13 protein-coding genes, 4 tRNA genes and 1 pseudogene are annotated in these 20,263 nt (G+C 38.2%); 9 read left to right on the top strand and 9 right to left on the bottom strand.

All coding sequences use genetic code 11. From position 1 onward, the window contains the following. The first annotated feature begins 259 nt into the window (after nt 1–259). The 5 genes and pseudogenes from MRZ19_RS01470 to MRZ19_RS01450 all read left to right on the top strand — a co-directional run bounded on the left by MRZ19_RS01470 (nt 260) and on the right by MRZ19_RS01450 (nt 3,055). Nucleotides 260–523, top strand: coding sequence for a hypothetical protein (locus MRZ19_RS01470; protein ID WP_291029610.1), 264 nt, complete (start codon nt 260–262; stop codon nt 521–523). 102 nt (nt 524–625) lie between these two features. Beyond that, a complete protein-coding gene (locus MRZ19_RS01465) occupies nt 626–877 on the top strand; it encodes a hypothetical protein (protein ID WP_291029608.1) in 252 nt (83 codons plus the stop codon). Between the two features lie 187 nt (nt 878–1,064). Next, nucleotides 1,065–1,130 (top strand): annotated as a pseudogene (locus tag MRZ19_RS08515) (IS607 family transposase); the annotation flags it as partial. 37 nt (nt 1,131–1,167) lie between these two features. Further along, nucleotides 1,168–1,404, top strand: a complete 237-nt coding sequence (locus MRZ19_RS01455; protein ID WP_291029603.1) for a hypothetical protein — start codon at nt 1,168–1,170, stop codon at nt 1,402–1,404. A 517-nt stretch (nt 1,405–1,921) separates the two neighbouring features. Next, a complete protein-coding gene (locus MRZ19_RS01450) occupies nt 1,922–3,055 on the top strand; it encodes an epoxyqueuosine reductase QueH (RefSeq protein WP_291029601.1) in 1,134 nt (377 codons plus the stop codon). Here MRZ19_RS01450 and radA read toward each other — a convergent pair. The 4 genes from radA to MRZ19_RS01430 form a co-directional block, all read right to left on the bottom strand. Next, the gene (gene radA, locus MRZ19_RS01445; protein WP_291029600.1) at nt 3,039–4,379 is read right to left on the bottom strand and encodes a DNA repair protein RadA; all 1,341 of its coding nucleotides are present in this window, start codon (nt 4,377–4,379) and stop codon (nt 3,039–3,041) included. The two genes, MRZ19_RS01450 and radA, sit on opposite strands and share 17 nt — an antisense overlap. Before the next feature lie 48 nt (nt 4,380–4,427). Further along, the gene (locus MRZ19_RS01440; RefSeq protein WP_291029598.1) at nt 4,428–5,144 is read right to left on the bottom strand and encodes a class I SAM-dependent methyltransferase; all 717 of its coding nucleotides are present in this window, start codon (nt 5,142–5,144) and stop codon (nt 4,428–4,430) included. A 103-nt stretch (nt 5,145–5,247) separates the two neighbouring features. Continuing rightward, entirely contained in the window at nt 5,248–6,135 is an 888-nt protein-coding gene (ftsY, locus tag MRZ19_RS01435; protein WP_291029596.1) for a signal recognition particle-docking protein FtsY, read from the bottom strand. Next, nucleotides 6,135–6,755, bottom strand: coding sequence for a TlpA disulfide reductase family protein (locus MRZ19_RS01430; RefSeq protein ID WP_291029594.1), 621 nt, complete (start codon nt 6,753–6,755; stop codon nt 6,135–6,137). Before MRZ19_RS01430 ends, ftsY begins: the two co-directional genes overlap by 1 nt. Nucleotides 6,756–6,911: 156 nt before the next feature. Between MRZ19_RS01430 and MRZ19_RS01425 the strand changes: the two genes are divergently transcribed. The 4 genes from MRZ19_RS01425 (at nt 6,912) to MRZ19_RS01410 (ending at nt 7,360) form a co-directional block, all read left to right on the top strand. Then, a tRNA-Gly gene (locus MRZ19_RS01425) sits at nt 6,912–6,986 on the top strand. Nucleotides 6,987–7,021: 35 nt separating this feature from the next. Beyond that, a tRNA-Leu gene (locus MRZ19_RS01420) sits at nt 7,022–7,108 on the top strand. Nucleotides 7,109–7,113: 5 nt separating this feature from the next. After that, nucleotides 7,114–7,188, top strand: a tRNA-Cys gene (locus MRZ19_RS01415). Between the two features lie 84 nt (nt 7,189–7,272). Next, nucleotides 7,273–7,360: transfer RNA gene (locus tag MRZ19_RS01410), tRNA-Ser, on the top strand. Between the two features lie 118 nt (nt 7,361–7,478). Here the strand turns inward: MRZ19_RS01410 and MRZ19_RS01405 are convergent. From MRZ19_RS01405 to MRZ19_RS01385, 5 genes are all read right to left on the bottom strand, one after another. Continuing rightward, nucleotides 7,479–8,300: an FkbM family methyltransferase gene (locus MRZ19_RS01405; RefSeq protein ID WP_291029593.1), complete on the bottom strand. Its 822-nt coding sequence runs from the start codon at nt 8,298–8,300 to the stop codon at nt 7,479–7,481. A gap of 103 nt (nt 8,301–8,403) precedes the next feature. After that, entirely contained in the window at nt 8,404–10,485 is a 2,082-nt protein-coding gene (gene fusA / locus MRZ19_RS01400) for an elongation factor G (protein WP_291029592.1), read from the bottom strand. An 86-nt stretch (nt 10,486–10,571) separates the two neighbouring features. After that, nucleotides 10,572–11,039, bottom strand: coding sequence for a 30S ribosomal protein S7 (gene rpsG / locus MRZ19_RS01395; RefSeq protein ID WP_006655945.1), 468 nt, complete (start codon nt 11,037–11,039; stop codon nt 10,572–10,574). Further along, nucleotides 11,039–11,431, bottom strand: a complete 393-nt coding sequence (gene rpsL / locus MRZ19_RS01390) for a 30S ribosomal protein S12 (RefSeq protein WP_291029585.1) — start codon at nt 11,429–11,431, stop codon at nt 11,039–11,041. Before rpsL ends, rpsG begins: the two co-directional genes overlap by 1 nt. Nucleotides 11,432–11,555: 124 nt before the next feature. Further along, a complete protein-coding gene (locus MRZ19_RS01385) occupies nt 11,556–20,201 on the bottom strand; it encodes a DNA-directed RNA polymerase subunit beta/beta' (RefSeq protein WP_291029583.1) in 8,646 nt (2,881 codons plus the stop codon). Between the last annotated feature and the right edge of the window lie 62 nt (nt 20,202–20,263).

Below are 20,263 nucleotides of genomic sequence, written 5' to 3'. Positions count from 1 at the left end.
AGAATTATTTAAAAATGCTAGATTTATAGAATCTCAAGAGCCAAGACACAAAAAGCCACATATAAAAAATTATCGCATTTATGAAAGCGATTTTGAAAAAGCAAAGGCGATTTTAAGCGTTCAAGAGAGAAAAGTAGGAGATGATATTGTTTATAATTGAAATCTTTGCAGCCTAGCGACAAAAGCACTTCAGCGATAGGCAAGTCGCAAGACCTAGATTTAGCAGTGGATAACCGAGCTTCCGCTGACACACTCCCGAGTGCTAAAACTGCTGACATTATACCACAAAAATAGCAAAAGCACAGAGAATCGCAAATATTTCAATGAAACAAGCCCAAACATTTACGAATCTAACGCACACATAGGAAGCGGAATCTTAGGGGGAAGCATAGCGGGATTTAGCCAGAACGAAAAAGGCGAGTTAGAATTTAATCCGCAAAACTTCCTCTTAGGACTTACAGGAGGAGCGATAGGAAGCAAGGCAATCGCACAATTCAAGGCAAAGCAAGAATCCCGAGTTTAAAGAGAAAGTTACAAAAGAGTTAGCCAATACTCTAAGCAAGGGTTGGGATTCTGCAAGTAAAGCTTACCCTATTTATCCACACTAGAGCCAAGATTGTGAAAAATGAAAGAGGTAGAAATTAAACCAATTCAAAATACTTTAGAAAGTTTGGAATCCACGCCGACACCGCAAAAATTGACAGAAGCACAAATACAAAAATTGCTTAAGGAAAAACCGCAAATCCAATACAAAAAGGATTCAAAGGATAAGTATTTGAAGAAGTATAAAAGCACAGGTAAAGAGCCTTACTTTTACTTGCTTGTAACACAAGATAGAGATAAAACATTTATCACACATTTCACAACTAGAGAATAAAGTATTCACGTAAGGAGATTGCAGATAGTGATGAGATTGTAAAAGGTGCTGATATTATAGAGGAGCTTAATCAGCGGACAGGCGACATTAAATCCTCAGCCTCCACAGATATTATAATAAACAAATCATTTAATATATTTTAAATATTTTTATAATTATTGAAATTTTATTTTAAAAGCAAATAAGAATGAAATCAAATGAAGTTTTAAAAATTCTAAAAATTAGTAGAGTAACACTTTGGAAATATGTTAAAAGATGTAGCACATTTATCGGGGAAATAGAGGCGGTTGTTGAGTATCAGATTTTACCAGCCTATATTGCAAATTTATAAACAAATGCAGTCTGAAAAACCTACAACAACGCAAACCCCCACTACATTGCGAGGAACAAGCGCAGTCAGAGACGAAGCAATCTATAAGTCAATGCAGACAAAAGAACCTGCGATGACAGAAAAAGCAACCCAAAAACCTACAAGACCGCCAAGCCTACAACAAGATTCCGCGCGAAAAATTTTGAAATTCAAATAAAAGTCATTTTTTAGCTTTTAGAAAAACTTGTTTTTTTGTTTTTGTTTGATAAATTGCTTTGTTTTTCTTGTTTTTTATAGGAATTGCCATAGGCAAAAATGGTAAAAGGGTAACAAATATCTTGCATTTTCAAAAGAATCTGAAATATTGTGTGCAAAAATCAATCGTGAATACGATGTGCGGGGATTTACAAGAGTTTGGAATTTATGATTTTTTGCTTGACAAATTTTCTAAAAAAGCTTAAAATTCTCTGATTCTTAGGTAAAGTCTAAGTGTTTTTTAAGGCTAAAATCAAGCGAAAAATAAAAGTTTGGGTTTTTTAACAATTTTTGACAAGCTTCAAATTCCTATTTTTAGGGCTACATACTGATTTTTTAGGGACATTTTTTAATGCAATCATAAAGAAGAGATGTAAAAACAATGTGAATAATGGATTAAAATCTTGTAAAATTACCAAAAATTAACCCTTGCATTCTCAAACTTTAATGCGCTAAAATTCCACCAAAAAAGGCAAAAAATGTCTAAGATTCCTTATGATTTTACTAACAAAAACACTACTTTAGTGCATATTTGCTGTAGCGTAGATAGCCACCATTTCTTAACACAACTGCAAGAAAAATACCCCACTAAAAACTTTTGTGGCTTTTTTTATAATCCCAATATTCACCCCTTTGAAGAATACCAAATGCGCTTACTTGATGTGGAACGCAGTTGCAAACAACTAGGGATTCCACTCATTGAAGGGGAATACAATCTTACAGAATGGCTAGAAGGAAGCAAGGGCTTAGAAGATGCTCCAGAAAAGGGTGAGAGATGTAGTTATTGCTTTGATTTTAGATTAGAAAGAAGCGCGCAAATTGCGCTAGATACGCATTGCGTGGAATTTACAAGCACCTTACTTGCAAGCCCTATGAAGTCCCAAAATGAGCTTTTTGCACAAGGTGAAAAAATCGCTACTAAGCACAACCTAGCCTTTTTGCCCATTGATGTGCGCAGTAACGGAGGCACACAAATCCAAAATCAACTTGCAAAAGAAGCAAATCTCTACCGCCAAAATTATTGTGGCTGCCTTTATGCCCTAAAAGCCCAGCGCGAAAAATCCCATAAAAATCCTTTAGAATTAATCTCTAGCTTAAGTCTCCCAAAAGAAGTGCGTAATCTCCCAGCCTTGCGTCTTAAAAACTTTCAAACACGCACACAACTAGAACAAGCACAAAAGCCCTACCAAATCATCAAGCGCAAAGTCTTGCAATACCGCCTATTAAAAGGCTTACTAAGCATAAAGGATTCCACAATTCCTAGCTTTATTTGTAGCTACTCAATGCTCAACAAACCCACAAAGGCAAAAATAGAATTTTGGGAAAAAGGAATTGGATATGGCAGCAAAGATGGAATCGTATTTTTAGAATTTCACACTTTTAAAGCTATGCTAGGGGTAACAGATTTTAAGAGTCTTTTAGAAGAAGGCTTAAGCGAAGAGATACAACTTGCCTTGCGCTATAAACTCTATCCTAGCGGATTTTTCACTTCGCCTATTGTGATTATAGAACATCCCTTTAATACAAACTTCACGCTAGAAATTACTTACATTATGCAAGAAGAAATCTTAGAAGATTTTATCCCAACCCAAATCCCTACATCCAATCAATGATTTTTGTAACTTCTTGTGCCTCATAACACTTAATTGCTAAGCTTTGCTTAAGTCTATTAGGCACGATGGCGTGCGTGATTCCAAGCGAAATTGCCTCTTTTAATCTTTGTTCTATATTTGACACATCACGCACATCACCCACTAAGCTCACCTCTCCAATAAACACGCTAGAATTTGACAAAGCACGATTCCTAAAACTTGATAAAATTGCTGCTACAACTGCTAAATCCGCCGCTGTTTCAATAATCTTAATCCCACCTGTAATATTAATGAACACATCATAACGATTTAATGGAATCTCTAATTTACGCTCTAAAAGTGCTAAAAGCATATTTAAGCGACTTTGATCAAACCCCGTGCAAGCACGCTTTGGCACACCATAAGCGCAATCACTAACTAAAGCTTGCACTTCAAGCACAAGTGCGCGCGACCCTTCCATCACCACGCTTAACGCACTCCCTGGACTTGAAGTTTTTTGTGAGAAAAAAATCTTAGAAGCCTCCTTTGCCCCCACCAAACCCTTGCTTTGCATTTCAAAAATTCCAATCTCACTTGTGTTTCCAAAACGATTCTTAAATCCACGCAAAAAGCGCAGCTCCCTACTTGAATCCCCTTCAAAATACAGCACGCAATCTACCATATGCTCTAAAATCCTAGGTCCAGCAATCGCCCCATCTTTTGTGATATGCCCAATGATAAACACACAAATCCCATATTCTTTTGCAAGACGCATTAGCTCAAATGTTACCTCACGCACTTGTGAAACGCTTCCCGGACTTGAAGCAATCCCATCACTATAAAGCGTTTGAATGCTATCAATCACAACTAAATGATAAGAATGCTCCCTAATCGCCGCTAAAATCTCTTCTAATTTAATAGCATTTAATAAATACAAATTCTTATCTAGCGCGTTTAATCGCTCCGCCCTTAGTTTAATCTGTGAAGCACTTTCCTCCCCGCTAACATATAAAATCTCTTTACCACTTTTTGCTAAATTGCTAGCGATTTTTAACAGCAGTGTGGATTTCCCAACGCCCGGACTCCCACCAACAAGATACATTCCTCCAAGCACAATCCCCCCACCTAGCACAATATCAAACTCACTCTCCCCTGAGCTAAAGCGCACAAACTCTTCTCTCTCCACTTCCGTAATGCGCTTAACTTTCACACTTTGAGATTCTAATCCCTTAAAAGCCTTAATTTGCTCCTCTTTTAACTCTAAAAAACTCTCCCAAGCCCCACAATTTGAACACTTTCCAAGCCATTTAAAACTTTGAAAACCACAATGTTGGCACTCAAAAACTTGCGCTTTTTTCTTCGCCATTTATCTACCCCTTATGTTTTGCCAAAAATCTTTATCGCACTTGCATTGCTAATTCCAACTAAACTTCACATTTCCAAGGCTTTTGGGTGGATTTTTAGCATTATAGATAAAATGCAATCCCTCATTAAAAGAAAAAACATTAAAATCCCTATCAATTCTTTTACACAATTTTCTCAACGCTTCTTGCGTAAAAATTGAAATATGCCCATTGCGCGGCATAATATACCACCACTTTACACCAAGCTCCCTTATGTTTTGGGGCTGCAAAAGTGTAGAAAACAAAAAGATTCCACCTTCTTGCAACATCCCTAAAATCTCTGTAAAAGCCCCATACACATCACTTAAATGCTCCACCACTTCAAACGCCACAATTAAAGGGAACTTCTCCTCTGACTTTTGACTAAACTCTGGCACAAAGGCGTCATAGCCTGTGATTGCATAGCCAAGATTCCGTAATGTTGCACACATTTTGCCATTCCCACAGCCCCAATCCAAAATACGCATTTCCTTTGGAATGCTAAAAGTCTGTGCAATAAGCATCGCATTTGCCCTTGGGCGAACTTCCACAAAATCCGTATCAAAATGCACATAATCGGAATTATAAATATGCTTAGAAAACCATACGCTATCAAGCTTGTAAAAATCCTGTGCGAAAATAAATCCACAACTTTCACAGCGATGGTAATACACAGGGATTCCACAAAGCACAGCTTCCACACCACCTTGATTAAAATCACAAACGCCAAAAATACCCCCCCCCAGCAACAACAAGGACAAATCGCTTTAGACTTTGGAAATGTTGCAAATGCCTTGCATAAAGCTTGTAAATCCTGTTTTTGTGTCATTTTAGATTCCAACTTTTCTAACCTTACTCGCTAAATATGGAATCCAAAAGTGTTTGGATATAATTATTCTCATCAAAAGCAATTAAATCCTCAGCTCCCTCACCCACACCAATGTATAAAATTGGCACACGCAGTGCATAAATCACACTAAAAATTGCCCCACCTTTGCTTGTGCCATCAAGCTTGGTAATAATCACGCCATCTATACCACCTAGTGTTTGGCTAAAAATCCTAGCTTGCTCCAAACTTGAACTCCCCTGTGTGCCATCTAAAATCAAAATTTTACGATGGGGAGCACCCTCTTTTGCCTTATTGCAAATGCGCACAATCTTTTCTAGCTCTTGCTGTAAATTGCTTTGATTATGCAAACGCCCAGCTGTGTCAATGATTGCTACATCTAAATTTTTTGCCACAGCAGAAGTGATTGTATCAAACGCCACAGCAGAAGGATCGTGCCCAGTTTGCGAAGCAATCACTGGAATTTTAAGCTTCTCTCCCCATAATTTAAGTTGTTCAATTGCTGCTGCCCTAAAAGTATCCCCAGCACCCAAAATTACACTTTTACCCTGCTTTTGATACAAATTTGCAAGCTTTGCAATGGTCGTTGTTTTGCCTGCCCCATTAACGCCCACAATCAAATCCACACAAGGCTTTGCACTCACTTCCTTAGCTTGCACCTTATCATAATAACTTTCCCCCCGAAACAAGCGTAGCAAAGCAACTTCTAACTCATTTTTGCTAATCTCATCACCTAAGGGTGATAAAATTAACTCCGCTAAATCATAATCCATATCTGTTGCAATCAAAATCTCTTCTAATGCTTCTTTGGGTAGCTTTTTTTGCGCCTTTGGGAGCAAATCGCGAATGTTTTGTGTGGTTTTTTCTAGCGTTTTTTTAAAGATTTGAAACATTACAGCCCCTTTTGCTCTAAATTTTGTGTCAAATCAAACTCAATCATTTCCTCTGGAATCGCCCCTAAGTAATGGATAATATACTCTCCGTTTTCCCCATATAACGCAATAAGCGGCACACCTTCAATCCCGCCAAGTGCTTTAAAAAGCTCCGTGCGATTCTCATCTAATATAAGGGGCATATTTAATAAATTTTCCACATTAAAAACCTGCACAGCACCTTTAAAATTTTCCACATCACCCACTAAATCATCAATAGGAATCCCAAAAAATGCAATTTTATCGCCAAATTGATTTTTTAAATTATCTAAATGCGGTAAAATCCCTTTACAAGGATCACACCAAGTGGTAAAAAATACTAAAATTTTAATATTTCTCATTCCGCTTGTAATACTCAAATTCTCTAAAATGCTTGGTTTTGACTCCAATAAAGCAAACTCTCCTTTCTCTTGCCTTTTTTGGTTAATGACTAGAACTTCTCCATTATTTGCTTGCAATGTCAAATTCTCTAAAAACTCTTGCTTTTTTTTCAATGGCATTGCTTCTTGTGTCTTTTCTTCACAGCCAGAAAACATCAGCAAACACATCAATAAGATTCCAAACCCAACTAATTGCATCATTATCCTTGCATCATTAAAAATTGGCAATTATAGCAAATTTTCTGACAATTTTCTCTACTTATGCTATGCTTTTAGATTCCATATCAGCACTGCAAAACTTATAAAAACCCTTGATTTTTTATTAAAGCAACGCTATAATTACACTCTCACTTTTATGCGGGAGTAGCTCAGTGGTAGAGCATAACCTTGCCAAGGTTGGGGCCGCGGGTTCGATCCCCGTCTCCCGCTCCATTTAAAAAATCATAAAAGTAACTTTCTAGCAATATGCCCGGGTGGTGAAATGGTAGACACAAGGGACTTAAAATCCCTCGGACATTGCGTCTGTGCCGGTTCAAGTCCGGCCCCGGGCACCATAAGTGGCGACATAGCCAAGTGGTAAGGCAGGAGCCTGCAAAGCTCTGATTCCCCAGTTCAAATCTGGGTGTCGCCTCCAAAATTTTTTGAAATTTACAGAGTTGCTTTAATTTAAGTGATGATTAATTTTAACTTCACAGAGCAAGTTAAGTTTTTTATCTGTCGGGAGATGGCTGAGTGGTCGAAAGCGGCGGTCTTGAAAACCGTTGAGGGTCACACCTCCGGGGGTTCGAATCCCTCTCTCCCGGCCAGCAAAAAAAGAAATTCCGATTCATTTTAAGAGACCCACAATAACTTCAAGCTACTTTAAGCTTAAAAAATATGATACAGAAAATGTCTTTTGCTTTTATTTCATCTTTTAATATTTACTTATTTTGCAGGAACAATGTATTGCAAAATTGGACTATCCTCCACAATGCAAAGTAAATTCATTCCAAAGTCAAAAAATTTGTAGCCTTTTAAAAAACTCTTAATCTTTTCCTTATCGCTTTTTATTATTTCAATGATGAGCAAGGGTTTGTGGCTTTTTATAGTCTTTTTAGCACCCTCTAAAACCTCCAACTCCATCTTTTCTACATCGATTTTTATCAAATCTACGCGTTGCAAGCCTAAGCTATCAATACTGATTAAAGGAACTTTTTGAGTATCTTGATAGTTTACTTTTTGTCCAATGAATTCATTTTGTGCATCAAATTTTAATTCCAAAGAGCCAAAAGAAGCCGCCTTTGTATAATCCACACTTGGAATCTCTAGCATTTCACCTTGCTTTTTAGCATTGCCCAAAGCCCCAAAGATAGCTTTCACATTAAAGCAATTATTTAATGCGATATTGCCACATAAGGCATAATAAATATATTCTTGTGCTTCAAAAGCAATCACTCTGCCTGCATATTGTCCAGAATCACCCCCCCCCCAACCTAACATTTCTAAACCCCATTCAATCGTGTGCGCACCAATATTTGCTCCACAATCTAATGCCACAACTCCATCACCAAAACGCTCTCTACACAATCCAAGCAGCTTTATAACACTAGAAATTTCATCCATATCAAAACCACCGGTTTGCAAAAATTGATAGCCCACACCATAACTTCCCATTGGCGTTTTGTGACAATCAAGATGGTTTAAAATCATCGCCCCAGTGTTTGTAGAAACTAAGACAAATGGATTTGGTTTATAAACTTTGCGCATTTGATTCCTTGTTATACCATATTACATAATTCTTACTCCATCCCCTTAGGAAAAAACCTAAAGAGAATAAAAAAGCAATGCGATGGCATAAGGTTAAAAGAAACTAGCCGTTGCGTTTTTCCATAATTTCTTTAGAAATATTATTTGGGACTTCACCATAGTGGTCAAATTCCATTGTGTATGTTCCACGCCCTTGTGTTGCAGAACGCAAATCTGTGGAGTAACCAAACATCTCTGCCAAAGGAACAAAGGCATTGACAATCTTTAATCCCATTCTATCATCCATAGAGTTGATTTGCCCACGCCTTCTGTTTAAATCTCCAATCACATCACCCATATACTCTTCTGGAACTTCTACTTCCACTTTCATCATAGGCTCTAATAAAACTGCCCCGGCTTTTCTACACGCATCTTTAAACGCCATAGAACCAGCAATCTTAAACGCCATCTCTGAAGAATCCACATCGTGGTAGCTTCCATCATAAAGCGTAACTTTGAAATCCACAACAGGATAACCCGCAAGCACACCATTTTGCATCGCCTCTTGGATTCCTTTATCCACTGCTGGGATATATTCTTTTGGAATCACACCACCACTAATGTTATTCACAAACTCATACCCCTTGCCCGGTTCTTGTGGTTCAAGCTTGATAAAGACATGTCCGTATTGCCCACGCCCACCAGATTGCTTAGCATATTTACATTCTTGCTCTACGCTTTGGCGGATTGTTTCACGGAATGCAACTTGCGGTTGTCCCACTTCCGCCTCCACTTTAAATTCACGCTTTAATCTATCCACGATGATTTCTAAGTGCAACTCACCCATACCTGAGATGATTGTTTGCCCTGATTCTTCATCTGTATGCACTCTAAAGCTTGGATCCTCTTCAGCAAGCTTTGCAAGGGCTAATGCCATTTTTTCTTGATCTGCCTTTGTTTTTGGCTCAACTGCGATAGAAATAACAGGCTCTGGGAATTCCATTCTCTCTAAAATCACAGAATCTTTTTCAGAACAGAGTGTATCCCCTGTTAGCGTTTCTTTTAAACCTACAAATGCGCAAATCTCGCCCGCATAAACTTCTTTAATATCTTCTCTTTTGTTAGAGTGCATTTTAAGCAATCTTCCCACACGCTCTTTTTTACACTTTGTAGAGTTAAGCACATAGCTACCAGATTCCAAACTTCCACGATACACACGCACAAATGTTAACTGCCCAACAAAAGGATCTGTCATAATCTTAAACGCAAGCCCTGCAAACTCACCATCATCAGTAGATTTTACACTAATTTCTTTTTCCTCATCTTTTGGATCCACACCACGAATGTCTGCAACTTCTGTTGGAGCAGGCAAATACTCCACAACTGCGTCTAATAGAGTCTGCACACCTTTATTTTTAAAGCTTGAACCACAAAGCATAGGAATCATTTCCATTGCTAAACAAGCTTTTTTGATTCCAGCTTTGATTTCTGTAATACTTAGTTCTTCTCCTCCTAAGTATTTTTCCATCATCACTTCATCTTGTTCTGCAACAGCTTCTAGCAATTTTTCTCTGTATTCTTGTGCTTTTTCCATTAATTCTGCTGGAATCTCTTCAATATCGTATTTTGCCCCCATAGACTCATCATTCCAAACAATCGCTTTCATTTGAATTAAATCCACAACACCCTTAAAGCTATCTTCTGCACCAATAGGAATAACAATAGGAACAGGCTTTGCCTTTAATCTTGTTGCAATTTGCGATTCCACATTATAGAAATTTGCACCAATTCTATCCATTTTATTTACAAAAACAATTCTAGGAACGCCGTATTTATTTGCTTGTCGCCATACCGTTTCACTCTGTGGTTGCACACCACCTACTGAACAAAACACTGCAACAGCACCATCTAAAACACGCATTGAACGCTCCACTTCAATGGTAAAATCCACATGCCCGGGGGTGTCAATCAGATTAATTTGGTAATCCTTCCAAAAACAAGTTGTTGCCGCTGAAGTAATTGTGATTCCACGCTCTTTTTCCTGCTCCATCCAATCCATTGTCGCAGCACCATCATGCACTTCTCCAATTTTGTGACTCACACCAGTATAAAATAAAATCCGTTCAGAAGTTGTTGTTTTTCCTGCATCAATATGTGCTGCGATTCCAATATTTCTAATCTTATTTAATGGAGTTTTTCTTGCCATTTTTTAATCCTTTGGGATAAGTAATTTGAGATTTTGTGAGTAGAGAGCATTTTAGGGAAGTTTTGAAAAATCCCTAAACGCATAAATTACCAACGATAATGTGCAAACGCCTTGTTAGCTTCCGCCATCTTATGCACATCTTCTTTTTTCTTAAAAGCTGCACCACGCTCATTTGCAGCATCAATGAGTTCATTTGCTAATCTTTCAATCATTGTGCGTTCATTCCTTTTTCTAGCAGAATCCAATAACCAACGAATGGATAAAGATTGCTGTCTTGCAGGACGCACTTCAACAGGCACTTGGTAAGTTGCTCCACCTACCCTTCTGCTTCTTACCTCCACAAGCGGTTTAACTTTTTCTAAAGCTTTTTCAAAGGTTTCAATGCCCTTTTCTTTTGTTTTCTCTTCAATTTTGTCAAATGTTGCGTAAATAATTTTTTCTGCAACACTTTTTTTGCCATCATACATCATTTTGTTAATGAATTTTGTTACAACAATGTTATTATAAATAGGATCTCCTAACACTTCCCTTTGTGGAGCTTTTCTTCTTCGCATTATTTTTTACCTCCTGCATCACCCTTTGCTTTTTTAGCACCATATTTGCTGCGTGAAACCGTGCGTTTTGCAACACCTGCTGTATCTAGCGCCCCACGAACAATGTGATACTTAACACCCGGTAAGTCTTTCACCCTTCCACCACGGATTAACACAATGGAATGCTCTTGTAGATTATGTCCCTCACCCGGGATATAGCTAATCACCTCAAATCCACTTGTTAATCTAACTTTTGCTACTTTTCTTAACGCTGAGTTAGGCTTTTTAGGCGTTGTAGTATAAACGCGCGTGCAAACTCCTCTTCTTTGAGGGCAAACCACTAAAGCAGGAGATTTTGACTTTTTAATAACCTTTTTTCGCTCTTTTCTAATCAACTGATTAATTGTTGGCACTTGTATTCCTTCTAAAAATTTTAATAAAGAAAATGAAGCGGATTATATGCAAATCACACTTTATTCTCACTTAAATTAAGGTTTAAATAACCTTAATCAACGCACTCTCTTGCAACACTAACAACTAATTTTCTTTAATCTTAATCTTTTTCCCTTTGTAAATCCCTGTTCCAACTGGAATCATACGCCCTAGAACAATATTCTCTTTTAAATCTTCTAAATGATCCACTTTTGCTGCAATGCTTGCTTCTGTAAGCACTTTTGTCGTTTCTTGGAAGGAAGCTGCTGAAATGACAGAATCACTCCCAATCGCTGCGCGTGTGATACCCAAAAGCATAGGCTCTGCAATTGCTGGGATTCCACCCATTTTAATAATGCGTGCATTCTCTTCTTTAAAATGACGCTTGCTCACAAGATCGCCTTCAATAAACTTCGTATTACCACTATCATAGATTCTAACTTGGCGCAACATTTGAGAAACGATAATCTCAATATGCTTATCTGCAATGCTAACCCCTTGGCGACGATACACTTGTTGCACTTCACTAACAATGTATTTATAAAGCTCTTTCTCACCGCCAATGCGTAAAATATCTTGACTCGCCACAACACCATCGGTGATTGCCTCACCTGCGTGCACAAACTCTCCTTCATGCACTAAAGTCTGCTTAGACTTATCAATCAAATATTCCGCAACTCTGCCATCATTTGCTGTAACAATAATCTTCTCTTTGCCACGAATTGGTTTTCCAAAACTTACGATTCCATCAATCTCTGCAAGCACTGCGGGATCTTTTGGCTTTCTTGCTTCAAAGAGTTCAGAAACTCTTGGAAGACCTCCTGTAATATCCTTAGATTTCACAAGTGCTTTTGGTGTTTTTGCTAAAATGTCTGCCATCTCAACTTTCGCACCATCTGCTACAAAAATCGCTGTTTTGGGATCTAACGCATAACGGATTAATCCGCCTTTTGGAGTAGATAACACAAGCATTGGCTTAAAAGCAGTAGCAATGTATTCATTCACTACTAATCTTGTTTGCCCTGTTAGCTCATCAGTTTGCTCAGAGACCGTAACTCCGGGGATAATGTCTTCAAACTTAATCGTTCCTGCCTCTTCTGCAATAATTGGATTAGAATAAGGATCCCAATCTGCAATTACAATATGCTCATCACTCTGTGGTTTAGCAATCAATGTGTTTTTGCTAACAGATTGATTATCCTCAACTTCAATAATGGAATCCCGTGCAATATAATGGCGTGCTGCTTCTTGTTCGTATGCATCAGCAATCACAGCAAATAAACCCTTTTCTGTTACTTTATCGCCTTTTTTGATTCCGTGATAACGCTCTAAATGATCCCCTTGCAAGTAGTAATATTTCACAATCCCTTCGTCTTTAGCAAAGATTTTTTGCGTAATGGGAGCATTATCCTCAACTTTTAACTCACTTGCATACGCAATACGATTAGGAATATTCCAACTATCTTTAATAATATCTACAATACTGCCCTCATCACGCACATAATGTCCGCTAGGATATGGGATATAGAATTTTCCTTCTATCTTCCCTGTAATCCCTGCAAGCTCATTAGGTTTTGCAACATCAGACTTTCTAAGTATAAATTTCGCAATTTCTTTCTCTCCAATCACAGAAACAATGACTTCATCGTGCACAACATCAACTTTTAGCTCACCCTCAAAAGGCGCTTTAATCTTTGGCTCAACAAGCAAGATTGCTGCATTTCTACGATTAGAAACAATGGTTTTGCCATCGCGATTCTTATAAGTTTTAACATTATAATAGCGAATAAAACCTTCTTTGTCTGCAACAACTTGTCTTTCCTCTTGGCTTCTGCTTGCTGTTCCACCAATATGGAATGTCCTAAGTGTAAGCTGAGTTCCAGGCTCTCCAATGGATTGTGCTGCAACAACACCTACTGCTTCTCCAATTTTAGAGATTTTTGACTCCCCTAAATTTAGTCCATAGCATTTGGCACACACGCCTTTTTCCGCCTTACAAGTTACAGGTGTGCGGATAATCACAGACTTCACACCTGCTTCTTTAACCTTGCGTGCTTTTTCTTCATCAATAAGAGTGCCATCGCTAATTAGAATCTCATTTGTAATAGGATCAATGATATTCTCTGCAATCACACGCCCAAAGATTCTTTCTTCTAAGGGTTCAATCAACTCACTCCCAACGGTAATGTCTGTAATCTCAACCCCTTCATTTGTGCCACAATCATCTATGACAACTTTAACATTCTGACTCACATCAATGAGCTTTCTTGTTAAATACCCTGCATTTGCAGTTTTAAGCGCGGTATCTGCTAGACCTTTTCTTGCGCCGTGTGTGGAAATAAAGTATTCCAACACATTTAAGCCCTCTTTAAAGTTTGAAGTAATGGGCGTTTCAATAATTGTTCCATCAGGCTTTGCCATCAAACCACGCATTGCAGAGAGCTGTCTAATCTGCCCTGCACTACCTCTAGCACCAGAATCTGCCATCATATAAATAGAGTTAAAGCCCTCTTTATCATTTTCAATAAGCTTCATCATCGTATTGCCTAAAGCATTATTGGTATCTGTCCAAACATCAATGATTTTATTATATCTCTCTTGCTCTGTTAATAAACCTGCTCCAAATTGTGCTTGAATATCTTTAACCTTTTTCTTAGCACCCTCTACAACTTTATTTTTACCATCTGGCACAATAATATCATCTGCTGAAATTGAAATTCCCGCTTTTGTTGCATATTTGAAACCTAGATTTTTTAGATTATCCAAAAAGCTTGCAGTAATTCCAACACCGCCTTCTTTATACACATAATCAATTAAATTTGCAATGTCTTTCTTTTTAAGCACTCTATTCCACAAATGTATCGGAACAAAATCTGGCAAAATAGACTTTAAAATCATTCTACCAATGGTTGTATTTATAATTCTATCTTCCACATAGGCGCGCACTTTGGAGCTAACCTCCACCACACCTGCTTCTAATGCAATATGGATTTGGTTAATGTTTGAAAACAACTTATGCTCCCCTTTAGAATCGTCTCTCTCTAAGGAGAGATAATACAAACCTAAAACCATATCTTGGCTAGGAACGGTAACTGCTTTACCGCTTGCTGGCAAAAGAATATTCATAGAACTTAGCATTAAAAGCTTACATTCTGTAATTGCCTCTTGAGAGAGTGGCACATGCACTGCCATTTGATCACCATCAAAGTCCGCATTAAACGCTGCACACACAAGCGGATGCAATTGAATCGCCTTGCCATCAATCAATTTGGGATGGAAGGCTTGAATGGACTGCTTATGCAATGTTGGCGCACGATTTAACATCACAGGATAATCTTCAACAATTTCTTGTAAGCATTCCCACACTTCATTGCTTTTTTGTTCAATCATTTTCTTAGCTTGCTTTAGCGTCGTAACATAACCCTTTTCTTCTAATTTTGCTAGAATGTGTGGCTTAAATAACTCTAGTGCCATATTTTTTGGCAACCCGCATTGGTCCATTCTTAAATTTGGTCCCACAACAATGACAGAACGCCCAGAGAAATCCACGCGCTTTCCAAGCAAGTTTTGACGGAATCGCCCTTGCTTCCCTTTAATAATCTCTGAAAGCGATTTTAATGGACGCTTGTTTGCCCCTTTAACCGCATTTGCATTTCTGCCATTATCAAAGAGAGCATCTACAGATTCTTGCAGCATTCTTTTTTCATTGCGCACAATAATTTCAGGAGCATCAAGCTCAATCAAACGCTTTAATCTTTGGTTGCGATTAATCACGCGGCGGTATAAGTCATTCACATCACTTACAGCAAATTTACCACCATCTAAGGCAACAAGCGGTCTTAAATCTGGCGGAAGCACAGGAAGCACTGTTAGCATCATCCACTCAGGGCGATTCTGCCCACCAGAAACTACAAAGCTTTCCACAACCTTTAAACGCTTAATGATGGTTTTTTTCTTAGCCTCAGAATTTGTTGCGCTAATTGCCTCTTTTAGCGTAGTAATTAAATCCACCAAATCTAAATCTTCAAGCAATTCTTTAACTACCTCTCCACCCATTTGCGCCACAAATCCTGTATGCTCAAACCTCTGCGCTAAACTTTGGTATTGCTCCTCATTTAAGACATCGTATTTTGCAACAGGTTTTGTGCCTTCATTATCATAAAATGCTTCTCCTGGTTGCTTAACAATATAGGCTTCATAATACAACACACGCTCTAAATCTTTCATTTTAACACCCAAAAGCGTTCCGATTCTACTAGGCAGGGAATTCACATACCAAATGTGCGCCACAGGCGTTACTAGCTCAATATGCCCCATTCTTGAGCGGCGCACTTTAGAGCTTGTTACCTCCACACCACATTTTTCACACACAACGCCTTTGTAACGCATTTTCTTGTATTTTCCACAAAGGCATTCATAATCCCTAACAGGACCAAAAATTTTTGCACAAAATAGCCCATCTCTTTCTGGCTTTAGTGTGCGATAATTGATAGTTTCTGGCTTTTTAACCTCCCCGTGACTCCAACTTCTAATTTTTTCTGGGCTAGCAAGAAGTAATTGAAAAGCATTAAAATCACTTGGACGATTCTCCTCTTTAATCATCACCTCTTCATTAACACCCTCTTGATTCTTTACAAAAACATTCACATCAAGTGCTAAACTTTGCAACTCTTTTGTTAAAACATAAAAAGTCTCTGGAATCTCAGATTCCTTAACGGCTTCTCCCCTTGTGATTGCCTTATAGGCTTTAACCCTACCTTCAACATCATCAGACTTAATGGTTAGCATTTCTTTAAGCGTATGTGCTGCCCCATAAGCCTCCAATGCCCAAACTTCCATTTCTCCAAATCTTTGCCCCCCAAAAAGTGCTTTACCGCCCACTGGCTGTTGTGTTACTAAAGAGTAGGGACCTGTGCTTCTTGCGTGCACTTTTTCATCAACTAAATGGTGGAGCTTTAGCATATACATATAGCCTACATTCACGCGTTCCATCATTTTTTCACCCGTGCGCCCATCATAAAGCTCTGTTTTACCATCTGCATCAATCTTTGCCAATGCAAAAAGTTTTTCAAACTCTTGCGCATTTACTCCTTCAAACACAGGCGTTGCAAACTTCACGCCATTGCTCCAATCTCTAGCAAAGCTTAATAAAGCTTCATCATCAAGTTTTTCTAAAAATGCCTTAGCAGATTTCATATTAGAATTTTCCGCAATTTCTAACATTTTAGTGCGCAATGTTAGAATCCATTTTTCCTTTTCTTGCTCAAAAATATTTGCAATTTGCTCGCCTAAATTCTTACCAACAAGACCTAAATGCACTTCTAAAATCTGTCCAATATTCATACGACTTGGCACACCCAAAGGATTTAGGACAATTTCTACTGGACGCCCATCTTTTGTATAAGGCATATCCACTTCTGGCACAATATTTGACACAATCCCTTTATTTCCGTGTCGCCCTGCCATTTTATCCCCAACTTTTAGCTTGCGTTTTGTTGCAACATAAATTTTTACAAGCTTCACCACACCGCTTGGCAAAATATCATCTTTTTCAATAATGGAGAGTTTCTCTTCGTGTTCTTGGCTTAGGTTTTTCTTTTGCTCTAAGAAATTTGCCTTAAGCGCATCATAAGCACTTTGAATCTCTTTTGCATAACTTTTAATCAGCGTTCCCATTGCAAAGCGATTGACATTTTCCAAATCCGCCTTTGGAATCACACTACCTTTTTTATACTCTTTATCACCAATTTTTGCAACACTTACTAGCTTCTCTTTAGACAAAATGGAACTAATGCGTAGAGATTCCTCTCTATCTAACATCAATAACTTATCGTGATGCTCTAAATCAAGGCGAGATTTTTCCTCCTCATAAGCAGCAATAGCCCTTTTATCTTTATCATAACCCTTTTTTGTAAAGATTTTTACATCAACAATAGTGCCCTCTAAACTTGGAGGACAATAAAGAGATTTATTCACCACATGTCCTGCCTTTTCTCCAAAAATTGCGCGCAACAATCTTTCCTCTGGAGTTGGTTTAACTTCTCCCTTTGGTGAAGCCTTCCCTACAAGAATCATTCCACCTGTTACATAAGTTCCAATTTTTACGATTCCACTCTCATCAAGATGCGCTAATTCTTCTTCTCTAATGTTTGGAATATCACGCGTAATTTCCTCAACTCCGTGTTTTAACTCTCTAGCTTCAATTTCTTTTTCATAGATATGAATAGAAGTAAAAGCATCATTGCGGATAAGCTTCTCACTCACAACAATCGCATCTTCAAAGTTATATCCATTCCAAGGCATAAAGGCTACACGGATATTCTTACCCAGTGCCAATTCTCCTTGATCCATATTTGGACCATCTGCAATCACTTGTCCCGCTTCTACTTGCTCACCCGCTTTCACAATAGGACATTGTGAAAAAGAAGTGTTTTGATTTGTTCTTAAGTTTTTTTGCAAAGAATAATGATCAATAAAAGCACCATTTTCATCTTCGCCCAAAACATAAATATTTTTAGCATCTACTTTTTCTACGATTCCGCTACGCAAAGCTTTTGTTGCTTCCCAAGAATCGCGTGCAACAATTTTTTCAATTCCTGTCCCAACTACTGGCGCATCTGGCTTAAGCAAAGGCACTGCTTGGCGCTGCATATTTGAACCCATAAGCGCACGATTAGCGTCATCGTGTTCTAAAAATGGAATCAAACTTGCAGCAACTCCAACAATCATTCTAGGGCTAAGATCAATTAAATCTACCTTTTTGGATTCCATTAAAACGATTTCACCATCTTTTCTCACTTCAATCATCTCTTCTTTAATTGTCTGATTGCTTGTTAAAATCGTGCTTGCAGGAGCAATCACTGCGCCTTCTTCTTGCGTTGCTGTTAAATACACAATTTCATCTGTTACCTTGCCATCAACCACCTTGCGATAAGGGGCTTCAATGAAGCCTAGCTCATTGACTTTTGCATAAGTTGAAAGCGTGTTGATTAAACCAATATTTTGCCCCTCTGGCGTTTCAATCGGACAAATTCTTCCATAATGCGTTGGATGCACATCACGCACTTCAAATCCTGCACGCTCTTTTACCAAGCCCCCTTCACCAAGAGCAGATAGCCTTCTTTTGTGCGTAACTTCTGAGAGTGGATTTGTTTGATCCATAAATTGCGAGAGTTGTCCGCCTGTGAAAAACTCTAAAATTGTGCCTGTAATCATCTTGGAATTGACCAAATCGTGCGGCATTAGCTCTTCTAAACCTGTGCTAATCGTTGTAAGCTTATCACGGATTGCCTTTTGCATTTTCACAAGCCCCGTGTGAAGTTCATTTGCTAGCAATTCTCCAATGGCACGGATTCTACGATTCCCTAAATGATCCCTATCATCAATTCTACCTTGCCCATTTTTCACGCGCATTAGATAACGCACGGTTTTAATAATGTCTTCGTGTGTCAGCACTGTAACATAGTCTGGCACGCCAATGTCTAATTTATGATTCATTTTCATACGCCCAACGCGCGTTAAATCATATCTTTCTGGATCAAAGAAAAGCTGCTGTATAAATTGTTTTGCCGCTTCTTTTGTAACAGGTTCCCCTGGACGCATCACCTTATAAATACGAATCATCGCCAAGTCATTTTCATTATCAATCTTTTCTGTTTGCTTTAATAGCTTTAAGGATTCCGCATCTGCAATAAATGCATTAATAATAGACGCATCCACACCAACTGCTAAGTCATTAGCAATGACAAAATCATTAATATTTAACTCCGCAAGCTTTTTAAGCTTGCTCTCATCCATTAGCGTAAGCGCATCAAAAAGCACTTCACCAGTGGCTTTATCTATGATTGGTTCTGCCAAATAACGATTAATGAGAATATCAAAGGGATACTCAATCATATTTAATTTTTCTTCCTTTAGGGTTTTTGCTTTTTTTGCAGTCAAGCGTTTTCCAGCGGCAATAATTAGATTACCTTTTGGATCTTTGATGTCAAATTCCACACGCCCAACGAATTCTTCCGGATCAAAAGGGATTAAATACTTTCCACTCTTAAACTTGATATTCAATAGCGGATAGAACATTTTTAAAATATCCTGCCTTGAATAACCAAGTGCTCTAAATAGAATCGTAACAGGCACTTTTCTGCGCTTATTAACACGCACAAATAAAGTATCCTTTGCATCGTATTCAAAATACAACCAAGAGCCACGATCAGGAATAATCTGTCCTGTATAAACAAGCTTATTAGAAGTGCTTGAAGATTCTTCCTCTTTAAAAATAACCCCTGGGCTTCTATGGAGCTGATTGACTACAACTCTTTCAACTCCATTAATAATAAAACTTGTGCGCTCTGTCATCAAAGGAATCTCACGCACAAAAATGCTTTGCTCCTTAATATCTTTAACGCCTAACTTTTCTCCTGTCTTTTCATCTCTCTCCCAAAGCACTAAACGGATTTTAATTTTTAGCGGAATTGAATAGGTTAAACCTCTCTCCATTGCTTCCCTAACTGTGTAGCGTGGTTTTCCAAACTCACAACCTGCATACTCCAAACTAATTCTATTTTGTGCATCGTGAATGGGAAAAATGGATTTGAAGACTTTTTCAAGCCCAGACTCATTTGCTTCACTTGTCATCAAAAAATTATCATAACTATTTCTTTGTAATTGAAGCAAATTAGGAACTGCAATGTTTTGAGGAATCTTTGTAAAATCAACTCTCAATCTATTTCCGGATTTTAAACTCACTGGCATATTTTACCTCTATAATAAATGTAGAATTTTGGAAGAAAAATGAAATGGGGACACAAGATCCC

The organism is Helicobacter sp. (genome assembly GCF_022770205.1).
In the GTDB taxonomy this organism is placed as follows: domain Bacteria; phylum Campylobacterota; class Campylobacteria; order Campylobacterales; family Helicobacteraceae; genus Helicobacter_D.
The sequence above is the reverse complement of the archived record's forward strand: the minus strand, read 5'-3'. Positions and strand labels throughout refer to the sequence as shown.